Annotated in this window: 9 protein-coding genes; 3 read left to right on the forward strand and 6 right to left on the reverse strand. The window is 66.5% G+C overall.

Translation table 11 applies throughout. The annotated features are described in order from the left end of the window. Positions 1 to 7: 7 nt before the first annotated feature. The 4 genes from ANAE109_RS20465 to ANAE109_RS20480 are packed head-to-tail and all read right to left on the reverse strand — an operon-like array spanning position 8 to position 9876. Positions 8 to 601: a hypothetical protein gene (locus ANAE109_RS20465; protein WP_012098802.1), complete on the reverse strand. Its 594-nt coding sequence runs from the start codon at positions 599 to 601 to the stop codon at positions 8 to 10. Further along, the gene (locus tag ANAE109_RS20470; RefSeq protein WP_012098803.1) at positions 598 to 3501 is read right to left on the reverse strand and encodes a DUF1156 domain-containing protein; all 2904 of its coding nucleotides are present in this window, start codon (positions 3499 to 3501) and stop codon (positions 598 to 600) included. Before ANAE109_RS20470 ends, ANAE109_RS20465 begins: the two co-directional genes overlap by 4 nt. Beyond that, the gene (locus tag ANAE109_RS20475; RefSeq protein ID WP_012098804.1) at positions 3498 to 6446 is read right to left on the reverse strand and encodes a DUF1156 domain-containing protein; all 2949 of its coding nucleotides are present in this window, start codon (positions 6444 to 6446) and stop codon (positions 3498 to 3500) included. The genes ANAE109_RS20470 and ANAE109_RS20475 overlap by 4 nt, the downstream gene beginning before the upstream one ends. Then, on the reverse strand, positions 6439 to 9876 hold the full coding sequence (locus tag ANAE109_RS20480) for a protein NO VEIN domain-containing protein (protein WP_012098805.1): 3438 nt from the start codon (positions 9874 to 9876) through the stop codon (positions 6439 to 6441). The genes ANAE109_RS20475 and ANAE109_RS20480 overlap by 8 nt, the downstream gene beginning before the upstream one ends. 435 nt (positions 9877 to 10311) lie before the next feature. On the opposite strand from ANAE109_RS20480, the gene ANAE109_RS20485 reads away from it, so the two are divergent. The 3 genes from ANAE109_RS20485 to ANAE109_RS20495 are packed head-to-tail and all read left to right on the forward strand — an operon-like array spanning position 10312 to position 16788. Beyond that, a complete protein-coding gene (locus ANAE109_RS20485) occupies positions 10312 to 11541 on the forward strand; it encodes a DUF6361 family protein (protein WP_012098806.1) in 1230 nt (409 codons plus the stop codon). 23 nt (positions 11542 to 11564) lie between these two features. Further along, a complete protein-coding gene (locus ANAE109_RS20490) occupies positions 11565 to 13331 on the forward strand; it encodes a phospholipase D family protein (protein WP_143828027.1) in 1767 nt (588 codons plus the stop codon). Then, entirely contained in the window at positions 13324 to 16788 is a 3465-nt protein-coding gene (locus ANAE109_RS20495) for a helicase-related protein (RefSeq protein WP_012098808.1), read from the forward strand. Before ANAE109_RS20490 ends, ANAE109_RS20495 begins: the two co-directional genes overlap by 8 nt. 14 nt (positions 16789 to 16802) lie before the next feature. On the opposite strand, the gene ANAE109_RS20500 is transcribed toward ANAE109_RS20495, so the two are convergent. After that, positions 16803 to 20810 (reverse strand): DEAD/DEAH box helicase family protein, encoded by a 4008-nt coding sequence (locus ANAE109_RS20500; protein ID WP_255342596.1) that lies wholly within the window; start codon positions 20808 to 20810, stop codon positions 16803 to 16805. Further along, positions 20764 to 20988, reverse strand: coding sequence for an HIT family protein (locus tag ANAE109_RS26230; RefSeq protein WP_369729829.1), 225 nt, complete (start codon positions 20986 to 20988; stop codon positions 20764 to 20766). The genes ANAE109_RS20500 and ANAE109_RS26230 overlap by 47 nt, the downstream gene beginning before the upstream one ends. Positions 20989 to 21030: the final 42 nt, after the last annotated feature.

A 21030-nucleotide genomic window follows, 5' to 3' on the forward strand; every position in this document is an offset into this window, starting at 1 on the left:
GTCACCTTCACCGTCGCGCGAACCGCTCGAAGCGTCCGGTGTTCGAGTTGAGCTTCCACATCTGAAAGAAGCCGTAAGGGAACGTGCTGGCCTCGTTTCTCGAGCCTACGACGACCAGCGTGTCACCGACGAGTGCGACGCGGTCGGCGATTTCCATCGCCTCCACGACGCGTGCGCCGAGCGCGGAGACAAACCCGGGGCCGTCCGATGCGTCGGGCCGGTAGCAGAACACGACGCGGAGCCCGCATCGGACGCAGAGCACTTTCCAGAGCGAGTACGCGACGAGGTCCGCGTCGGCCGAGTTCTCGAGCTCGCACGCGGCCACAGGGAACTGCCACCCGGTTCCGGCCTTGCGAAACGCTGTCACGTCGAGGGACAGGTACTCGTTTCGCCGAACCGGCAACACGGAGCATCTGTGGCCCCTGCCCGCTGCCGCCAAGCCGAGCCGAGTGAACGAAGCCACGACGACGCCGGTGAGAGCTGACGTCCACGCGGCGAGGTCCGAGCGCAACGAGGCGTCGCGGAGCGCGTCTGCGGCAGAGCGTTCCTCCTCAATGGCGCCGTAGAACTCGGACGCCCATGTGGTGGCGAAGGGGGTCATCCGAAGCCGAGCCCCTTCTTGCGCCCGAGCACTCCGTCCACCCACCGCTTCTCCTCCGATCCGGTTGGGTAGAGGGCGGATAGGGACTGCGCGAGGGTCCAGAACTGGCCCTGGTTTCCGACGCCCTCCGCGACGAGGAAGCGTTTCAGCCCTTCGCCGCGACCCGATGCGAACAGGAGCATGGCCTGGTGTACTCGGTCCAAGGTGGTCGCGGCGGCCTTCGGCGCGCCGCGCTCGCCCCAGCCCTGCGCTTTCGCGGCTTCCTGCAGCTCGGCGAACAACCCCATCTGCTTCTTCGAGGCCCGCTTCGCCGGCACGACTCCTTCGTCGCCTGCGAACAGGTGCTTGGTTCGCTCTGCGACCGACAGCAACCGCGCCTGGTTCGCTTTGACCACCACGACATGGGGGAGCTGCTCGAGACGGGCGCCCAGCCCCTGGGCGATCTTTCGCGCGGCGTCGTACTCGAGGCTGAAACCATCCGCTCCGTCTGCGTCCAATTCGGCGTCGTCGCTCGCCGGCGCATCCCCGCCGCCGTCGTCCGCGGCCGAGGCTCGAGCTCGGTCTGATGCAAGCGTCCACAGCCACATGGCCGTGATCCTCGCGTCCTCCTCGAGGCGAGCCGACTCGGCTTCGTCGAAGATCATCGCCAGCGCCTCGCGCGAGACAGCCGCCCATACGTGCTCGAGGTACTCCTCGAGCGGCACGACCTCGCCCGAAACTTTCTCGACGCGCGCATACCGAGAGAAGAGTTCGAGGGCCGGGCCGAGGCACGCGAAGATCGCGTCGGCGCCCACGACGCCCTCGCGAGCGAGCCGCGGCATCCACTCCGCGATTCGCTTGGGAAGCGCCGCGAGCACGTCCCGCCAATCACCCACCGTATCCGTGATGAGCCGCCCATCTGGATACTCGCGCGGCCGGCACACGAGATGAACCGACGAGGCGAGCACGGCCGAGTTGCGCGCGCGCAGCCGGCCGGCGTTCTCCGTGTCGATCGGCCACGACGCCGTGACGACCCATCCCGCGTCGAGCATCGCAGCTAGCAGGTCCTCCCAGCCGCTCGTCGACTTGTGCGCGAAGATGACGACGCCGATGCCATCCGGCCGGGTGACACGCCTCGCCTCGGTGAGGGCGGCGGTCATGACGCGGCGGTAGTAGGCCCGGTCCTTCCCCGTGGCCGGGTTGACGATGCACTCGTCGTCCCGAGGCACCAGAGGCGTCTTGAAGAGCTCGGGATGATCGGGACCGAGCACGCGCCGGAGCCAGACGTAGAAGAAGTCGGAGAGGTCCGCGTACGGTATCGCGTCGTAGTAAGGCGGATCCGTCACGAGGAGATGCGCGCAGTCGGACGGCAACGGGTGATGGCTCGCAGACGCCATGCCCACGTCCGCCGCCCCGGTGCTCACGTGCGCGTTCCTCAACCCACGGAGCACGTGCTCGACGGCGCCCGCCCACGACCCGGAGGACGATGCGAGCGGATTCGCCTCGCCGAAGTCCCAGATGATCGGGAGGGCCTGGCGGGTGAAGAGGTGCGGCAACGCCGAGCCGCTTGGATTCCAGGAGCAACCCGTGTTCTGGTAATCGCATAGACGGTCGACGGCGAGCGCGAGACAGGCTCGTACCGCCACACCGAGCCCGTGCGCCGCCCGATCCTCGGCCATCACGCCTTGAACCAGGCGCACCAGCGTCGTGATCGTGACGAGCTGCCGCGGCGTATAGATGTCGCGCCACCGGAGCATGCCGTACCGCTGCACGCGGAATCCGAGTGTTCCCACCGGAGGCAGCGGCTCGTCGGGGAGCTCTGGCAGGCCCAAGTCGCCTCTCCGCCGGAGGAGCGCCACCTTCTTCTTCGCAGCGGCAATCGCATTCAGGTCGGCCTTCGCCGGACGCCTGAACGTTCGCTCGCCCGACTCTTCTCCTACCGCGACCGCGACGAGAAGCGCGTCGTCTGCACCGCCGCCCCGCTCCGAGAGCTGAGCGCGAATGCGCTCGACCGGCGTCGTGTACCCGCACTTCAGGCAAGTTGCTGCCCCCCGCCGAACGGTGGGGTCCGGAAACGAGCCGAGGGGGCCTTCCGCGATGCTGAAGCGGGGCGTGGGCCCCTCCCATCCGTCCAGCCGGAGCCCGACAGACCGGTCACCGCGCCGCGTCAGGTGGAACTTGCTCGTGAGAGGGACGTCCGCGCCGCACTTCGGGCCCTCGCACCGGATGCGCCTGAACGAGATGGACGCGATCGGCTGCTGCCCCTGCACAACGGGATAGAACGCGTTCAGCTCTCCCCGCGCCTCCTCGCCGACTCGCGCGCCCCAGCGCTCGACCTCCTCGAACAGCTTTTCGCCGAACCGCTGGACGTACTCGAGCGTGACCTTGCTGATGAGAGTCGCGACCGGATTCAAGTCGGACGCATACGCCGACATTCCGAGCCGCAGCCCCTCGAGCGGAATGGATCCGCCACCACAGAACGGGTCCGCGAGGAACGCGCCTCCGTTTTTCCCGAAGAGCGCCTGGTGCGCGGACGCGACAAGCTCGCGAGCCGCGTCTCGATACGTTGGATCGGTCGCCCTGTCCCAAGACGCGAAGTCCGAGACGAGCCGGAGCAGCCCGCGTCGCAGTTCCTCTGCTTCGAGCTGCGCGCTGTCTGGTCCCCGGTAGATACGGCTGAGTACCACACGCGCCTTGTCCCTGAACTCCTGCGGGCAAGCGGAGTCCGCGGGGTCGAGCAAGGCGGCAGCAAGGGCCGCGGCACGACACGAGGGCAGAGGCTTGCGCGCCCACCAGATGTGGATCGCCGTGATGTGGCCGTGGTGTGCCGAGCGGCCATCGCGCGCGGACTCCGAGATCTGGCCGATCGGAAGATCGACCTCGATGAGGCGCCGCGGAAATGTCCCCGCGGATGCGCTCATCCGAAGCCAAGTCCCTTCTTTCGAGCAAGGACGCCGTCGACCCACCGCTTTTCGTCGGAACCGCTCGGATAAAGAGCCGACAGCGACTGCGCTAGCTTCCAGAATTGCGCCTGCATGCCGATGCGATCTTCCACAAGGAAGCGCTTCAGCGCATCACTGCGCCCGCCCCCAAAAAGAAGCATCGCTTGATGCACGCGGTCGAGAGTCGTCGTTCCAGCCTTTGGCGCGCCGCCCTCTCCCCACGCCTCCTCGCCGGCAGGTCGCTCGAGGTCCGTGAATAGCACCGCCTGTTTCTTGGCGGCCGCCTTCTTGCCGGCAGGCACGCCTTCGTGCCTGCCGAACAAGTATTTCGCGCGTTCGGCTACTGCAATAAGGCGAGCCTTGTCCTTCTTGATTTCGACTACTTGCTGAAGTTCATCGAATCGGACACCGAGTCCCTGCGCGATCTTCCTCGCGGTGTCGAACGGAAGAACCGCACCCCCAGATCCGCCCCTGTCCCCCTGATCGTCATCCTCATCCTCGTCGGGCACCTGATCCTGCTCATCGCCCGAGTCACCGCTCGGCTCGGGTCCAGCAAGAGTCCACAGCCACATCGCAGTCAGGCGCGCATCTGCCTCGAGGCCGGCAGTGTCCGCGTCTCGAAAGATCGACGCGAGCGCCTCGCGAGCTACTGCTGCCCAGACGTGCTCCAGGTACTCGCGAAGCGGCACCGCCTCGCCGTTCACCTTCTCGACACGCGAGTAGCGAGAGAAGATCTCCAATGCTGGCCCGAGACACGCGAAAATCGCATCTGCACCCACAACTCCCTCGTGAGCTAGGCGCGGAAGCCATTGGTGGATACGCTCAGGGAGCTCAGCTAGGACGACCTTCCATTCACCGACGTGTGCTTGATCAACTCCCCTGGGCCTGCACACGATGTGAACAGAAGACGCCAGCGATGCGGTCCCCATCGCATTGACCCGGCTTCCCATCTCCGTATCGATCGGCCAAGAGGCCGTCGCGACCCAACCTGCGCGGATCAGCGAGCCGAGAATTGCCTCCCATCCCTCCGTGCTCTTGTGCGCGAACACCACGACCCCGATGCCATCGGGGGCCGTAACGCGCCTTGCCTCCGCGAGGCACCGATACATCTGCTCCTCATAAAAGGCCTGATCCTTCTGACGTCCGGTCGGCCCGTACTTGCGAGTCGGGTTCCAAATCGCTTCCTCGTCCTTCGGCGTTGTCCGGGAACTGAAGAGGTCAGGGGCGTCGTCGAAGAGGACACGCCGCAGCCAGACATAGAAGAAGTCAGAAAGATCGGCGTACGGGACAGCGTCGTAGTAAGGAGGGTCCGTAACAAGCGCAGCCGCGGCGTCATCCGGCAGCGGGTGTTCAGCCGCCGAAGCCGATTGCACTGTCGCTTTTCCAGGCGCCTCGAACGAGCACTGCCGAAGTGCGTATGCGGTTCGCTCGAACATGCTTCGCCAGGACCCACTCGCATCGGACAGCGAAACCGTTTCCGCAAAATCCCACACGATCGGGATGGCTTGCCGCGCAAACAGGTTAACGGGGCATTCCGCATCCGGCTTCCATCGAGTGCACGAATTCCCTAGATCTGTCGCCTTCGAGAGAGACAACGCCAGACAAAGGCGGACCGCCTTCCTCATTTCAGGCGAGCCGATGTCCGCACCCGCTTCGCGGCACAAACGCACGAACGTCGTATGAGCGAGGAGTTGCCGTGGCGTGAACAGGTCGCCGAAGGTCCGAACTCCCATACGTGTAACCGCGGACAGCCCTCTCGCATTAGGGGACGGCCGCTCCGCCGGGACTAGCTCATCAGGTACTAGCGGAATGGCCCCCTCGAACGAGGACTGGCGCTTTCGTAGCTCGTTCTGCGCTTGGGCGAATGCCTCGACATCTTTGGTTGTCGGGAGCCTGTACTTCCTTCCTTGCTCTCCCCGTTTAGTCGAGACTACGGCCAGAAGCCGAGCGTCTGCTGCACCGCCGCGGCGTTCCGATAGCTGCGCTCGCAACCTCGCGTTCGCCGTAGTGAACCCACATAACGGGCAGGTGGCTGACCCGCGCTTAATGGTTCCCAGCGCCTCTGCCGCAGATGGTGTGCCCTCCTCGATTGCGAAATCTATTCGATTAGCGCTCTTAACGACGCGCAACTTGAGGAACATGGACCGACCCGACTTCCGCGCAATAACCGTGGAGCGGATCAGCGGCAGCTCAACACCACACCCCGGCCCCTCACACCTGATCGTGCGCGCCCATAGGTAGGCAATGGGAGCACTCCCATCAGAACCGGCCGGATAGAAGCGACGCAACTCTTGCTCAGCTCGTGACGCCACCCATTCGCCACAGCGCTCGAGTTCGTCAGCCAACTGTGCCCCGAACTTTGGCAGAAGCTCCGCACTCAGCCGGTTAAGAAGTACGGCGATCGGATTGAGGTCCGACGCAAACACGTCGGCCCCAAGCCGTAGCGCCTCAACTGGGATCGCCCCGCCACCGGCGAACGGATCAACGATAAGCGGTCTGTCAGTACGACCGGGGTGCAGACTCAACTGTGCCGACAGAACCATGCGTCGCGCCGCATCAAGCACGGGACCCGACGATGCGTTTTCGTGCGCGGCGATATCTCCAACGAAGCGTAGCAATGCTTTTCGGAGCTCGGTTTCCGAATTCCAATCAACCCTCGGACCTCCGACGGCGTCGCGAAGGCACGACAGCGCTGCGGCCGCCTCCTCCCTGAATTCCTTGGGGCAATACTCGTCCGCAGGATCGGGAAGGAGCGCTGCCAACGCGACTGCTCTGCAGGCGGCGAGAGGACGCCTTGCCCACCAGATGTGTAGCGTCGATAGGTGACCGTGGCGGATCGACTTTTCGTGACGGGCGTGCTGCGAGATGACACGAATAGGGAGATCAACCTCGATCAGCCGCCTCGGCTGGTGCCCGTTAACCACGCGCCGCCTCCAGAATGGCCTCAGCCGACACGTGGTAGTGCTCGACCCGCACGACTGGCTTCCATCCGAGCTTAGCCGGATTTTTGATCGCGTTCAGCACAGGCTTGCTCGCACAATCGAACACTACATACAGCGAGTAATCGTCACCGAGCCGCTGCGCGGTCCGGTATTCGTTCGCGGTCAGCGCAACTTCGCCCATTCCCGCTCTGCCCTTCACCTCGATGAACCGCGCCTGGACGAAGACGCCAGGCTCGGACGGATGCGGACGCTTTGAGAGCAGATCATATCCGCGGTTTTCGTTCTCGACGCTCTCGACAACCCACCCCTGCGCACGTTCGTGCTCCATGGCGACGCGTACCGCGATCTTCTCGATCTCCGGATCGCTCACCATCGGCGCGATCCCAGGCGCATTTCGCTCTGGATGAGGCACGACCCAAGAGCTGCCCATGAGCTGGACGTCGCCGATCGAGCAGTGTCGCTCCATCTCGAGCTCGTTGCGGCGCCGTTCCAACCGGCCATTCAGATCGTCGAGGTGAGCTTCGGCCTGCGCGATGTTCCCCTCGAGCCCCGGGATGTTCTCTCCCGCCACGCGCCGGTTCAGGAGCTCGGCGAGCGTCAGCTGCTGCCTGTTGATGAGCTCCTGGAGCGAGATCTCGATGTGCTGGCGAACGACGGTGTTCTCCTTCGTCCGCTGGTCCCCGACCTCCTTGAGGAATGGATTCAGGGCCTGCTGGACGAGGTACGACTCGACCGCGGCGCGGTCCGGCAGCCCTGACAAAGGAGGTGCCTGCGTACCCTTCGCCGATGGAATCAGATCCAGGAACAGCGTGGGCTGCCGGAGCGTCAGCGAGCCGTCCGGATCGGTCCGCACCACGAAGAGCTTCTTGTGAAGAGTGCTCCCGCGGCCGTCCTTGATCGACGCGCCATAGACGTGGACGCGGTACGGCGCCTTCGCGTGGAGGTCCCAGAGCACCGCGCCGCGGTGCAGGTCGTCGCGGACGCGCTCGAATACGTCGGAGCGAACGACCTCGAACAGCGGATGTCCAGGCGTGACCCACTCCAGGGTGGCATCGTCGCCGAGCAGACGCTTGTCGAACGCGACCCGCTGGTACTCCCGGCCCAGCTTGCCGAACCTCGGCTCGAGCTGCTCCGCGATGCCGCTCAACGTCTTCGGAACCTTCCCGACCCGGTAGATGTGGTCGTTGCCCCTGACCGGCGTCGGATGGATTCCCGCGACCGGCGCCGCGACCGTGAAGAAGTCCTCGACGACCTCGGGGACGAGGCGCCGCTCCTTCGCCTCGACCGACTTGCCGACCAGCGCCGAGAGGTTCAGCTCCTTCTTCGCGAGACCCTCGAGCGTCGATCCGGTGATGCGCTTGAAGCGTTCTGCGTCGATGTCCTTGACGATGCGATCGGCGATCGTGCTCTCGCTGAGCCGCTTCGCGTACATCTCCCGGAAGAGCTTCTCGAGGAGGTTCGACGGCAGCATCTCGCCGACGACGTCGAAAACCTTGTCCGTGCCGAGCTCGTCCTTGATCTCGGCGAGCCGCATCAGGAGCTTCTCGAGGACACGCCCCTCGCGTGTGTTCACGGCCGCGAAGTTGAAGATGAGGCAGTCCTTCTGCTGGCCGTACCGGTGAATCCGGCCCATGCGCTGCTCGAGGCGCACCGGGTTCCACGGGATGTCGTAGTTGATCATCAGCCAGCAGAACTGGAGGTTGATGCCCTCCCCGGCCGCCTCTGTCGCCACGAGCACCTGACAGTCCTCGCGGAACTCGCGCTCGGCGTAGATGCGCGTCCCGGGGGTGTCGCGATCGCCGATCTGCATACCACCGTGGATCTGCGTGACGGAGAGGCCCCACTCGCGGAGCTTCCCGAGGGGACGCCCGTCGTAACCGTCGCCTGCGAGGTAGTCGAGCGTGTCCTTGTGCTCGGTGAAGACGAGCAGCTTCATGCGCTTGTCGCTGAAGATCTGCTGCTCGTTCAAGACTTGGCGGAGCTTGTTGAGCTTGGACTCGATCTCCCGCTTCTCGAGCGCTCGCGCGAGCTCGACGAGCTTCTCGAGCCGCTGGATCTCGTCCTTCAGGGCGATGGGGTCGACCGCGAGAACGGTCTCCTCGGCGTTTGAGATGATCTTCGCCTGCTCGTCTTCGGGCAGCTCGTCGAAGTCTTCCGGCAAGCGCCGGTCGATGAGCTCTTGCCGGTAGCGCTCCGGGTCCTGAAGGATCTTGCGGCGCTTGTCGCGCATCCGCTCCAGGCTGCGCCGGACCGCGTAGATGCTGGACGCGAAGCGCCGCTGGAGCATCGCCATCTGGAACGACAGGATGTTCGCCTGCACGTTCTCTGCGGCGGACGCCTTGATGGACTGGTCCTCCACGTACCGCGTGAGCGCGTCGTAGAAGTCGAACTCGTCGCCGTCGAGCTCGAACTTCGTCGTGCGGACGTCGCGGTTCGGGAAGAGCTTCTTCACCTCACCGGTTTCGGGATCAGGGAACGAGACCAGCGCCTCCTTGAGCCGTCGCAGGTAGAACGGCGCCGCATGGCGCCGCATCGCTTCCTCGAGGCTCTTCACATCGCCGTACACATCGCGGTCGAGAAGGCTCAGGAACAGGCGGAAGTTCTCCGGGTCGCCCTTGTGCGGCGTGGCGGTCATCAGGAGGAAGTGATCGGTCCGCTGCGACAGGGCCTCGCCGATCTGAAACGCGAGCGTCTTCTTGTCGGAGCTGTAGGCGCTCATCTTGTGCGCCTCGTCGACGATGACGAGGTCCCACGACGAGCGAAGGAGGCTCTCCTTCGCGTCCTCGACGCGGGAGATCCACGAGACAGACGTGACGACCTGGTTGCGCTCCTGCCACGGGTTCTGGCCGTACTGCGTGCGCAGCACCTCGCCGCGCATCACGTCGAACTGCTCGCGAAACTTGTCCTTGAGCTCGCGCTGCCACTGAAACGTGAGGTTCGCCGGCGCGACGATGAGCGTTCGCGTCACGAGGCCACGGATCTTCAGCTCCTTCAGGAGCAGGCCGGCCATGATCGTCTTGCCGGCCCCGGGGTCGTCGGCGAGGAGGAACCGGATCCGTGGGAGCTTCAGGAAGTAGTCGTAGACCGCCTCGAGCTGGTGCGGGAGCGGATCGACGCGAGCGATTGAGAGGGAGAAGTAAGGGTCGTACTCGTACGCGAGCCCAAGGCGCGCGGCCTCGACGCCGAGCTTGAAGTGCAGGGGGTTGCCGTCGAAGGGCTCCGCCTCCGGAGACGCTTCGAGCAGCGCGAGCTGGTCGGGGTGGAGCACGCGCTGGTGCACCTGGCCGGTCCGCTGCCCCGCTCCCGTCAGCTTCACCACCTCGCCGAGCGGGGTGACGACCAGCACCTCGACCGGCTCCGGGAGCATCGGGCCGCGGACCACAATTCCCGGCTTGAGCTCGCTCAAGTTCATCGCGGCGGATCCCCGAACGACTGTTTCGAGCGGCACCTTACCCTGAGCCGCAAGCCTTCAAAATAATGGCCGTTTCGGCATCTATGACCTACGGAGGAGTCGCCGCGCCGGACAGACGTTGGCGCTGCGCTCCCGGTGTTCGCCTCGGCCGAAAGAGTACCTCAGCGGCGGACAGGCGGCGCGGCGTTCTCAGGAAAGATTCCGTCTGGCTCGCAACGGCGCAGGGCTGTCGGATCCGCCTGCTACCGTTTGTCGGACCGGTGTGCCATCACGTCACGAGGATCGAGTGGCAGCTGGCGCCGCCTCCACCCCTCACGCAGCGAATCGAGCCCAAGCCGACCTGTTCGTGATCAAGCCCAGACGGGCACTTGGGTCTGAGAATCGCGATACGCTCACCGTGTCCGTCCGCAAGGCAGGGTGGTGGTGGGGCGATAGATGACCGATTCGAATCCCGTCGCATGGCTCGACTTCCGGCGTGGGGACCTGAGCCGAGCCCGGGATTTCATCCGGAGCCTTCAGGGAGAAGGCGTCCTCGACGAGCTGGGCTACCTCGCACTGCAGGGCCAGTTCGCGGACCTGTATTACCCCGCGACCTCAACGCTGATGAGGGCAGCACGGTACTTCTACTTCGTTGCCGGAGCTTACCGGCAGCTCGAGCGCGAGCGGGTCACGAGCAGCCAGGTTGCGCTCGCGCTGCGGCGACGGCTCGACGCGCTCCGCGAGATCCTTTCGCACAACGAGAGCATCGGCATCTTCGGGCGAGATGCGAAGATGCAGATCAAGCAACTCCCTTCCGCAGTGTACTGGAACGGACTCCGACTCCTGGGAATGTTTACGTCGCCACTCTCCGAGGCAGGGTACCAGGCTCGCTTCGACGAGTTGCGTGCACAACGCGCCGGCTTCAAGGATGACGACAAGTCGGAACAGAGCGCGCACGTGGTGGGGTTCTGGGATCCGAAGCTCCCAAGTGCACGTTTCATCGGGGAGGACGGCAAGTTTCGGTCCAACACGAACTTTGCCCTGGCGCGGAGCGAAGCAAAGGATCTCGCCGAGCGCTTCCGGAATCGTTTCCCCGAGTCCCTGTTCGTGCACCTGCTGAACGAGGAGCGCCCGGACGTGCCGTTTCCCTGGGCCGCTCCGCGCGTAACCGAAAAGGTCCGTCTCCACGTGGAGCACGCGGAAGGCCTAAGTCTTCTCGCCCGAGGAACTACGCTCCAGTACTACGCGCTCGTTATGGAAGCGCAGTCTGCTGCGAAGCTCCCGGTCGGCGAGCTCGACGTGGAGACCGCGTTCCGCAACTGGTGGAGCGAGGCGCGCCCCAAGCTGCGCGCCTGGGACCCCCACGCGCTCGCGTCGTTACCGGCCATCACCGACGCACTGCGGCCCGGAAGCCGAGGCGACGTCGCGTTCTTCCGCGCCTGGCTCGATCGGCTCTCGGCCTGCCCATCTGCGACGGCGTTCTTCGGCGACGCGGACGCGCGACGGCTGGTGCGCCAGCGGGAGCTCGATGTCAAGCCGACCAAAGCCCGCCTCAAGCACAGGAAGCACCTCGCGCAGTGGCGTACGCCAACGTTGGGGGCCGGCGTTCACGCGCTCGACTATCGACACTCGATAGGAACGAACATCCTGCGAGAGGTCCTCGTGGGTCTGGGGAGCGCAGAGTGAGCGTTCTCGATCCTACTCAGCGCGTGGCGCTCACGGACGCACTGCGGCCGCCTGCCGGCTATGTGCTCGACGCAGGCGTCGGAACGACCTTTAGCCTGGACTTCGAGGCCTTCACGGCCGTCGTGCTCGCGTTCGTGGGCGCGGACGTGGAGGACGTGCGTCCAGATCCTGCGACGGTATTGACAGCGGTGGCGCGCCTTCGACGTCGGCTCCGCGTCTTCCTGAACGCTGGCGGCTTCCTCGAGCCGAAGGCTCCGAACCGCCTCTTTGCGCTGTACGACCGAATCGTCCAGGCCATCCCGCTGGAGGGGGCCGCGTTTCATCCGAAGGTCTGGATGCTCAAGTTCGTACCGCAGGAGCGGCCCGAACTGCGAAGGGCCACGCCCCTGTACCGCGTCCTCTGCGCGAGCCGGAACGTGACGGCCTCGAGCTGCTGGGAGCTTGGCGCGCGGTTCGATGGGCAACGCGGCAAGGGGTCCGAGCTCGGTAGTGACCTAGGCGCGTTCTGCCGCGTATTGGTCCGGACCGGCGGTGCACCCCCCGCCGTCTGGAAGCTCGCGTCGGAGCTACCGGAGGTCGAGTTTCAGGTCGGCCGAGAGACCGCCGAATCGCTTCGGTTTTGGTGGCAATGGCCGGGCGACAAGCAGCTCGCCCGCCGGGTTCCCTCCCGCGCCGATAGGGCCCTCGTGATCTCCCCATTCATCCGTGGCGCGTTCCTGAGCACACTCGCACGGCGGGTGGATGCGCTCACGGTTGTCAGCACGCAGGATGAGCTCGATGCGCTTCCGGACGAGGCGCACAGGATCCTAGAGCGGTCTGCCGTGTACGTCGTGACGGGATCGGGCACCGACGACGTCCCAGACCTTGATCTCCATGCCAAGCTCCTCGCCTGGGAAGACGATCAGAGCGGCACTCGCGAGACGTTGGTCGGCTCGGCGAATGCCACGAGTCCCGCGTGGGGCCTCGGCGCGCACATGAACTGCGAGGCCATGATCGCATTGCGCCCGGGCTTGCGGATCCACGACATCATGAAGGCCTTCGTCTCGCCGGAGAAAGGTGTCTTGCACGGGTGGATCGAACGCTACGAACGCCAGACGACGGATCTCGACGAGACGGAGCAAGTGCGGAAGCGGCTCGAAAGCCTACAGCGAAGGCTCGCGACCGTCGCCCTTGAGGGAGACCACGACGCGGCAGGCCAGCGGCTCACGCTGCGCGGCGTGGGCGACCGACCCGCGGCACTCGAGAACGACACTGACGGCGTCGAGGTGCACGTCGTGCCGCTGCTCCGTTCCGGCGACGCGGGCGCGTGGGCACCTCTCGAGGAGACGTTCGCCGAACGCGGTCTCCTCTTCGAATCGGTTGCGCGAGAGGACTTGTGCGCATTCGCGCTCATCCGCCTGCGAGACACGGCACATGACCTCTCCCGATGCTTCGGAATCCAGTTCGACCTACCGCTCGCGGGTGCCGAAGCGCAGGCGCGCGACGAGGCGCTCAGCGCCCGGCTTCTGGAGAACGCCGATCCGCACACACTCCTTCTGAACGTGCTCCAGGGGCTTCCCGCGGGCTCGGCGACGCACGAGCGCGAGGGAGCGCTCGCGGGCGCCCGGGCGCATTCGCTCCTCCAGCTCGCGACCGTAGAACGGGTGCTCGAGGCCTGCACCGCGGATCCGAGCCGGATCGAGGAGGTCGACGCAGTGCTCGCGGGCTACCGCGAGTCCGAACGCATGAAGTCGTTCACGGCCTTCTGGAAAGCGTTTAAGGCAGCGCTGAAGGAGGAAGACCTTGGCTGAGCTCGAGCACGCCGAGTTCCAGCGGGCAGCTGTTCAGCTCATCGCCGAGCGCCTCCTCGATCCGAAAGGACCGAGGCGCTTTCTACTCGCCGACGAGGTAGGGCTCGGCAAGACCATCGTGGCAAGCGGTGTCGTTCACGAGTTGCTGCGGCGTCGTCCTCGGAGCGAACTCGATGTCGTGTACTTGTGCTCGAACGCGGAGATCGCTGAGCAGAATCGCGTGCGGCTCGACCCGAACGCAGGGCGCGCGATCCGGCGGGTTACAGAGCTCGCGTACCGGGCAGCGACCGCTCCCGGCGAGCGGGACGAGACGGCCGCGCGCAAACGGCTGCGACTGTACTCCTTCACTCCCGGGACTTCCCTCAGTGGCGGAACAGGCCTCGCATGGGAGCGCCGGCTTCTCCTCTACCTCGTTTTCCGGGTGCTCCGTCAGGACGTTCGCTCGCCGGTATGGCGGGAATTCTTCCGCTGCGGCGCCGGCGTGGAGAACTGGATGCGCGACACGCGCTTCCGAGCTCTGTCGGTGGAGTTCAAGCGCAAGGTGTCACGAGATGTCCAGCGACTCGTTGGGGAGGAATGGCGGAAGCCCATCACCGTAGACGGAGGGGAGCTCGTCCCGGCTCGCGCTCTCGCGGAAGAGGTGGCTCGCTACCGTGACGAACCGAAGGCGCGTCGGCGGCGCAACCAGCTCGTGGCAGCGCTACGGATCGGAGTGCAACGCGTTGCGCTCGATGACCTCCGGCCCGAGCTCGTCATCCTTGATGAGGTCCAGCGCTTTCGCTCAGTGATCGACGACGCGGCCAACCTCAATTCGATCGCGGCTCGGCTGTTCCAGAACGGGGCCGCCGTCCTCATCCTGTCCGCAACTCCATACAAGATGCTTTCGCTCGAGCACGAGGGCGCCGACCATTACCGGGAATTCCTCGACACGGTTTCCTTTCTGTACGGGACCCGCGGCCCCGCGGAGGTTCGCGAGCTCGAGGCTGACCTGGAACAGTTCCGGAAAAGACTCGAGAGCGGAGCCTTCGTTCAGGGGCACGACCCCGAGCTGCTCCGGCTCAGGATCGCAATCGAGCGGCGCCTCCGGAAAGTAATCTCGCGAACCGAGCGCAACTGGTACATTGAGGAGTTGCACAAGGGAGTCGAGGAGGTCAGGCCCGATGGGGCCGCGTTCGCGGTCCCCACAGCCGAGGAGCTCACGGATTTCGTTCGACTCCGGCGCTACCTACTCGACAAGGTCCAGACGACTCAGCACATCACCGAGTACTGGAAGTCCTGCCCGGCCCCGTTCACGTTCATGGACGCGCAGTACGTGGCCATGAAGGGGGCGCGAGGTTGCGCGAAGCCGGTCCCCGAGCGGCTGGTGGCCCCGGAACGCGAGCTCCCGCGCCTTTCCGAGCGGAGCCTCCGGTTTCGCCTCTTGTTCGAAACGATCTTCGGAGAGCCGAAGTCGCGTTGGAAGTACCTGTGGACGCGCCCGACATACACGTACTATCGGGATGCCTTTTTCGGCGATGCCGACCCGCGCAAGGTGCTCGCCTTTTCGGGTTGGCGGTTTGTTCCCAAGGCGATCGCGCTACTTGCTAGCAATGAGGCCGAGCAACGCATTCGTCAGCACTCGCGGTGTTGGACCGACGTGGATCCGGGTGCGCTGCGGTTCACGGAGAAGGGGTCCTTCTTCGTCTTCGACGTGTGCTTCCCTTCCCCGGTGCTGGCGCAGCTCGTCGATCCGGCCGCCCTTGCGAAGGAGGGACTGACGGCAGCGCAGGTGGTTCGGCGCGCCGAAGCGGCGCTCGAGCAGACACTCCGCCAGGCTGGGGGGCAGGTCGCAGAGACGAGCGGCTCAGCGCCGTGGCAGGTGGTGGCCCGGCTCGAGCGCGCGCACGGAAGAGCCACCTTTGATGCGCTTCGGGCGTCCGTTGGCAGGCGCTCGGGCGACATCACCGAGCGGTTCGGTGAGCACGTCGATGGGTTCACATCGTGGGCCGAAGGGGACGAGCCGTTGCGGGTCTCCCGCGACCGCCTCCGCCACCTCGCGGAGATCGCCGCCTTCTCGCCGGCGGTTTCGCTGCTGCGCGCGATCTGGTCCGTGCGCCCAGAAGAGCGGGGAACGGTGGCAGCGGCGGTCGTGGACCTGTGCTTCGGCGCGCTCCGCAGCTACTTCAACAAGCGGCCCGTCCGCGCAATTATCGAGGACGCCAGCCGCGGAAGGACGTACGCGCGCGCCGTCGTCCACTACTGCGGGTTGGCACACTTTCAGGCTGTCGTCGACGAGTACCTGTACCTCGCCAAGAATGTCCTCCAGCGAGCCACCACGGAGGACCTCGCGAGCCACGTCGGGCGCGTGCTCGGAATCGGAACCGGGTCTCCGACCATCAACGTCACGCGGCGCGTCCACGGCGCGCTCCGGTTCCACGACAAGCCGCACGTGCTCAGGTCGCATTTCGCCCTAGCATTCGGCGATGACGTGCACGGCGAGGCGGGATCAACCGACGACCAGACCACCGAGAGCCGCAAGACGGCCATCCGCGAAGCCTTCAACTCGCCATTTTGGCCGTTCGTCCTGGCCACCACCTCGGCAGGTCAGGAAGGGCTCGACTTCCACCTCTTCTGCCGGGACATCGTCCACTGGAATCTCCCGTCCAACCCGGTCGACCTCGAGCAGCGGGAGGGGCGCATTAACCGGCGCGACGGGCTCGCTCTGCGCCGGTCGATTGCGCAGGACTGGCCGCTGGACCGTGTTGCGGCGCTCGCGCCGGATGCGGGGGAGAACCTGTGGGGCCGTGTTTTCCGCTCTATTGCCCAGCAGCCGGGCCCCCAGCGCTTCAAGCACGGGCTGTTTCCGCATTGGGTGTACGACGCGGCGGACGGGCGTTCCAAGCGGATCCGGCGGCATCTGTTCTTCTACGACAACAGCAACGACGCCGCCCGATACGCGGAGCTTAAGGAGCGGCTTGCGCTGTACCGCCTCGTATTCGGGCAGCCGCGCCAGCAGGATCTTCTCGATCGAATCCAGCAGCAGATCGCGGCCGATGCAGACCTCGATCGGATTCACCGTGAGCTGACGCGGTACATGATCAATCTCTCGCCGATGCGGGAAAAGGCGGCGCACGAACGGGCGCGACAGGAGGCGCTCGCGCTCCTTGGGCGGCCCGCGTCACTCGAGGAGCTCGTTGCGCATGTCGAGCGTCTCGAGACAGAGCGCGGAGCCGAGCTGGAGGACGTCCGTATCCACATCGCGAGCCTAAAGAACGTGGTCCGGAGCTATCTCGCTGGAATCCAGCAGTCACGGCACTCAGTCGAATCCGCCGTGTACGCGCTGAGCTACCTGCGCGATCCGTACGATGTCATCTTCGACGCGCACATGGGGCTTGGCCTCGAGGACGACTGCAAGTTGCTGCTCGCGGTAGCGCAGCGAATCTTCGGGAGAACGCATCCGGGCGAGAGACAGGCATGAACTGGATAGGCGGCTCACACCAACATCAACGCCCACCCCGTATCGATCCACCTCGTCGATCCCTTCGGCGTTCCCTCGAGGTAGCGCACCCGGTTCACGCGAGCCTCGTCGAGCACGCCGCCGTTCGCCGCGACATCGTCCTTCGCGACGAGGCACCACGCGACGTCGGTGAGCGACACCGTTCGCTCGGCGAACCCGCCCTCTCCGCCGTCGATGCGCAGACCGCCCTTTGGCGCGAGGCCGAGGACGCGCATGCGCCTGCCGTTGCGCTCGAGCCAGCCGTCCCGTTTGCGCGACTCCGCGAGCGCCGCCTCGACGCACGAGGCGGCGCGCTCCAGCGCACCCGCGGGCAGCCGCCGCGACGCACTGCGGCCGGCGCCCAGCGCACGCCAGGCCTCGAAGTGCACGTCCGGAATGGCCCACGCGGTCTCGGCGTCGTTCCACCGCCCGACACCGAGGTAGCGCCAGGAGTCCGCGTCGACTCGCCCCAGCACGAACGCCGTCTCGCCGGGCCTGCGGTCCGGGACCCGGACGGCGACGCGGTCGGGTGCAGCCAGCGAGCCGGTGCCCTCCGCAACGACGAACAGGTGCCCCTCGACGCGCCCGGTGCGTGGCTCGCCGTCGATGCCGAACCACTTCCGCAGCTCGGCGGGTCCGAGCTTCTCGCCGACGGGCGGCGCAAGCGACTCCGGCCGCACGGTCTCGACGAGGCGTGCGACCGGCGTTGTCTCCGCCGTCGCGTCGAATGACTCCGCCGCGGAATTGTCGGACCGCAGCCGCCAGCGGCCATCCTCCTGGACGACGCGCTTCACCTGGTAAGCATGGTCCCCGCCGATGCCGGTCTGGAGCAGCGCGATTCGGCCCTCCATCGCACCCAGGCCCACGCCACGCGCGAGCCGGAACACGAGCCAGTCGCCGTCGTGGATTGGGTTCGAGCCGCCGTCCATCGAGTCGCCCGCCGCGCGCACCGCGAACAGGTCGGCACCCGTCGCGTTCACGGGTAGGCGCACCTCCTCGGCCTCGGGCGCGCTCGCTATCGCGCCGTCCGCCGCCCCCGCAGCGGCGCGCAGCGTCGGGAACGCGACCACGTTGCCTCGGCGCGGCAACTCGATAACTTGCCCCGCCGGCTCCACCCACCAGCCGTCCGGCGACCTGTAGAACCGGACGCGGAATGCCGTCCCGGGTCTGCCCGCCGAAGGTCCGAACCAGCGGCGCATCAGGTCGGGCAGCTCGTTGCGATCGGAGCCGACCGGGCGCGCCACGTTGCAGAACTCGCGCATGAGCCGGAATCGCCACGGCCGGCCATCCTGCACGCGAACTTCGAGCTCTCCTGAGGGCACGTCGGGGCGCGCGGTCCGCGACGGGAGCTTCAGAATCGGATCGCGCTTGTTCCACAGGACCTTGCACTCGAACGCATCGCCGGCGGCCTCGGCCTCCCCGCGGCGGCGGTACTGCGCAAGGCGATAGTCGACGATCTCGCGCGTCATCTCCGCAAACGTGTCGTCGAGGCCTGCGGGAATCGGCAGGCGCGATACGAACCGCTCGCTCTCCACTCGGAACCAGCGCCCGGCCCGGTCGGCGGTCCCGGCCCACGCGGCGATCGGGTTCTTGCGCCAGTATGCGCGCCACTCCGGCGAACCGCCGTCCTCGGCCTCTTTGACGCCTTCCACATCTCGGACCAGCTCGGGAGAGCGCGCGAGCACCTCGTGGCTGCGCCGCGCGAGGTCGGCGAGCGGCATGCCGTCGCGCAGCGCCTCCGCCTCGACGAGCACCTCGAGTGTCACCATTTTGAAGCACTTCGTCATCGCGGTGGTCTCGAGCTCGCGGAACCAGTCGCGCGCGGCCTCGAGCGTGCGCGCCTCGTCAGCGGTGAGGTGACCCTCCCCCGCGACGAACTCGAACCAGCTGCTGTGCGCCGTCCTCAGCGTGCCCGGCGCATAACCCATGCGGAAGAGCTCGCCGATGGTCGGCCGTTCACCCCGCGCCGCAAAGAGTTCGCGATAGACGCGCTGCACCTCGCTGCCGCCGGTCGGGAGGAGTTTCCTGAGAAGCTCCACCGCCTCGAGCTCCACGTCCACCGAACATCCCGTCGGCAGTTCGGCAGCGCCCGTCTCGAGGAATGCCGCCAGCCCCACCTTGGCATCCGTGAAGGACAGGAGCGTCCGGACGTGGTCCAGGAACACGCGGTGGTTCCCGACGAAGTCGATGACGATGAGCTCGTTCTTGCCTTCGGCGACGCGGAGCCCGCGGCCGAGCTGCTGTAGGAAGACCACCGGCGACTCGGTCGGCCGCAGCATGACGACGCGGTCCACCAACGGGACGTCGACGCCCTCGTTGAAGAGGTCCACGGCGCAAACCGCGTCGAGCTCGCCGGCGGCGAGCTTGCGCAGCGCCTCCTCGCGATCCGCGGACCCGGGCTGCGAGTGGACGGCGACAACCCGCACGCCGCGCGCGGCGAGCCACTGCTGGACGTACTCGACGTGCGCAATCGACGCGCAGAACACGAGCGAGCGCGTCCCGCTGTGCTCGCCCCATGCATCCCAGAGCCGCTCCATACGGCGGTCGGTCTGGACCGCCGTCGCGAGCGCCTCCGAATCGAACCGCCGGTTTCTCCAGGGGATGTTCGCGTAATCGACGACGTCCTTCAGGCCGAAGTACGAGAAGGGCACGAGCCGCCCGGTCACGATTCCGACATCGAGACCGGCACGGAACGCGAGGTGGTCGTCGAAGAGCCCGAGGACATCGCCCTCGTCGGCGCGGTCCGGCGTCGCCGTGAGCCCGAGCAGGAATCCAGGGTTCAGGCGGGCGAGAATTCGCCGGTAGCTCGCCGCGTCGGCGTGGTGGACCTCGTCGACGACGACGTAGTCGAAGCGGTGCGATGCGAGTCCGTCGAGGTGTTCGGCGCGCGACAGTTTCTGAACGGACGCAAGGACGAGGTCGGCGTCGAGCTCCGAACGGTCCTCGGCGAACCAGCCGATGCGGAGTTCCGGGATGCGCCGCCGCAGAACCCGCCGGAACGTCTCGGCCGCTTGCGCGAGCAGCTCGCGGCGGTGCGCGAGAAAGAGGACGCGGATCGGCGCCCCACGTTCGAGGAGAAACGCCTCGGCATCGAGCGCAGCGAACAACGTCTTGCCGAGGCCCGTCGCCATCACGACCAGCGCGCGCCGGTGCTGCTCCGCGCGGCTCGCCGCGAGCGCTGCCAGGGCGTCCTGCTGCACCTCGTGCGGCTCGGGTGGTGCGGGCAACGCCTCGTCGTCGGACTCGCCGGGCGGCGGAGGCAGAGCCGTCTTGCGCGCGCGAGCGGCGTAGCTGGCGACCCAGTCCAGGGTGAGGGCTCGCGCTCTGGCCCACAGCGCCTCGAACTCGTTCTTCGTCCGGTCGTACGCGGCGGGGTCGGTCGCGCGGTCGACGCGCAGGTTCCATTCGACGCCGCTCACGAGTGCGGACTCGGAGACGTTCGAAGACCCGACGAACGCGACCGCAACCCGCGGTCCCTCGAACTGCCACGATTTCGGATGGAACGAGCGCGTACGCCCCGGCAGCCGCTCGCACTCGATGATGCGCGCCTGGAACCCCGGTGCGTGCGCGCCTTCCCAGTCGAGCATTCGGCTCAACGCCTCCGCCTGGGTGATCGCGAGGTAGTCGCCGGTGACGAACCGAACGCGCGAGCCGCGGGCGATCGCCGACGAGATGAGGTCGTGGAGCCGATCAAGACCGCTGTCCTGCACGAAGGCGGCGACGACCGCGACGTCGGTTGCTCGCGCGAACAGCGGTGTGAGGTGCGCAAGAAACGGGTCCGCCTCGCTCCCGACGGCGAGCGGCGCGATGGCTTCCTTCCGGTAGTTCCCCTTCCACGGGATGACGTGCCGCACGCCGCCGCGGGGACCGTCCATGTCACCGCGGTATCGCGGGATGACGTGGACGTGCAGGTGCATCACCGTCTGGCCCGCCGCCTCGCCGGCGTTGAAGCCGACGTTATAGCCGTCGGGACGAGGGTCCTGCGCGTCGAGGTCGCGCTTCACGACCTCGACGAGGGTCGAGAATCGCCTCCTGCTCCTCACGCGTTGCCTCGAACCAGGTCGCAACAGGGCGCTTCGTGATGACGAGTGTGTGCCCCGGGGAGACCGGGAACGCGTCGCGGATCGCGAAGGCGAGCGAGTTGGCAGCGACGCGCAGAGCTGAGTCGAACGGGGAGGTCATCGAGTGGCGGGCATTGTCGCACGGCAGCGGACAGCGGGTGTC

Origin of the sequence: Anaeromyxobacter sp. Fw109-5, from assembly GCF_000017505.1 — a bacterium.
In the GTDB taxonomy this organism is placed as follows: Bacteria; Myxococcota; Myxococcia; order Myxococcales; family Anaeromyxobacteraceae; genus Anaeromyxobacter.

What these genes read in the sequence shown, in the direction of transcription:
- ANAE109_RS20480 (WP_012098805.1), bottom strand. Translation starts at nt 9,876, where the DNA reads ATGAACTTGAGCGAGCTCAAGCCGGGAATTGTGGTCCGCGGCCCGATG.
- ANAE109_RS26230 (WP_369729829.1), bottom strand. Translation starts at nt 20,988, where the DNA reads ATGACCTCCCCGTTCGACTCAGCTCTGCGCGTCGCTGCCAACTCGCTC.
- ANAE109_RS20465 (WP_012098802.1), bottom strand. Translation starts at nt 601, where the DNA reads ATGACCCCCTTCGCCACCACATGGGCGTCCGAGTTCTACGGCGCCATT.
- ANAE109_RS20485 (WP_012098806.1), top strand. Translation starts at nt 10,312, where the DNA reads ATGACCGATTCGAATCCCGTCGCATGGCTCGACTTCCGGCGTGGGGAC.
- ANAE109_RS20470 (WP_012098803.1), bottom strand. Translation starts at nt 3,501, where the DNA reads ATGAGCGCATCCGCGGGGACATTTCCGCGGCGCCTCATCGAGGTCGAT.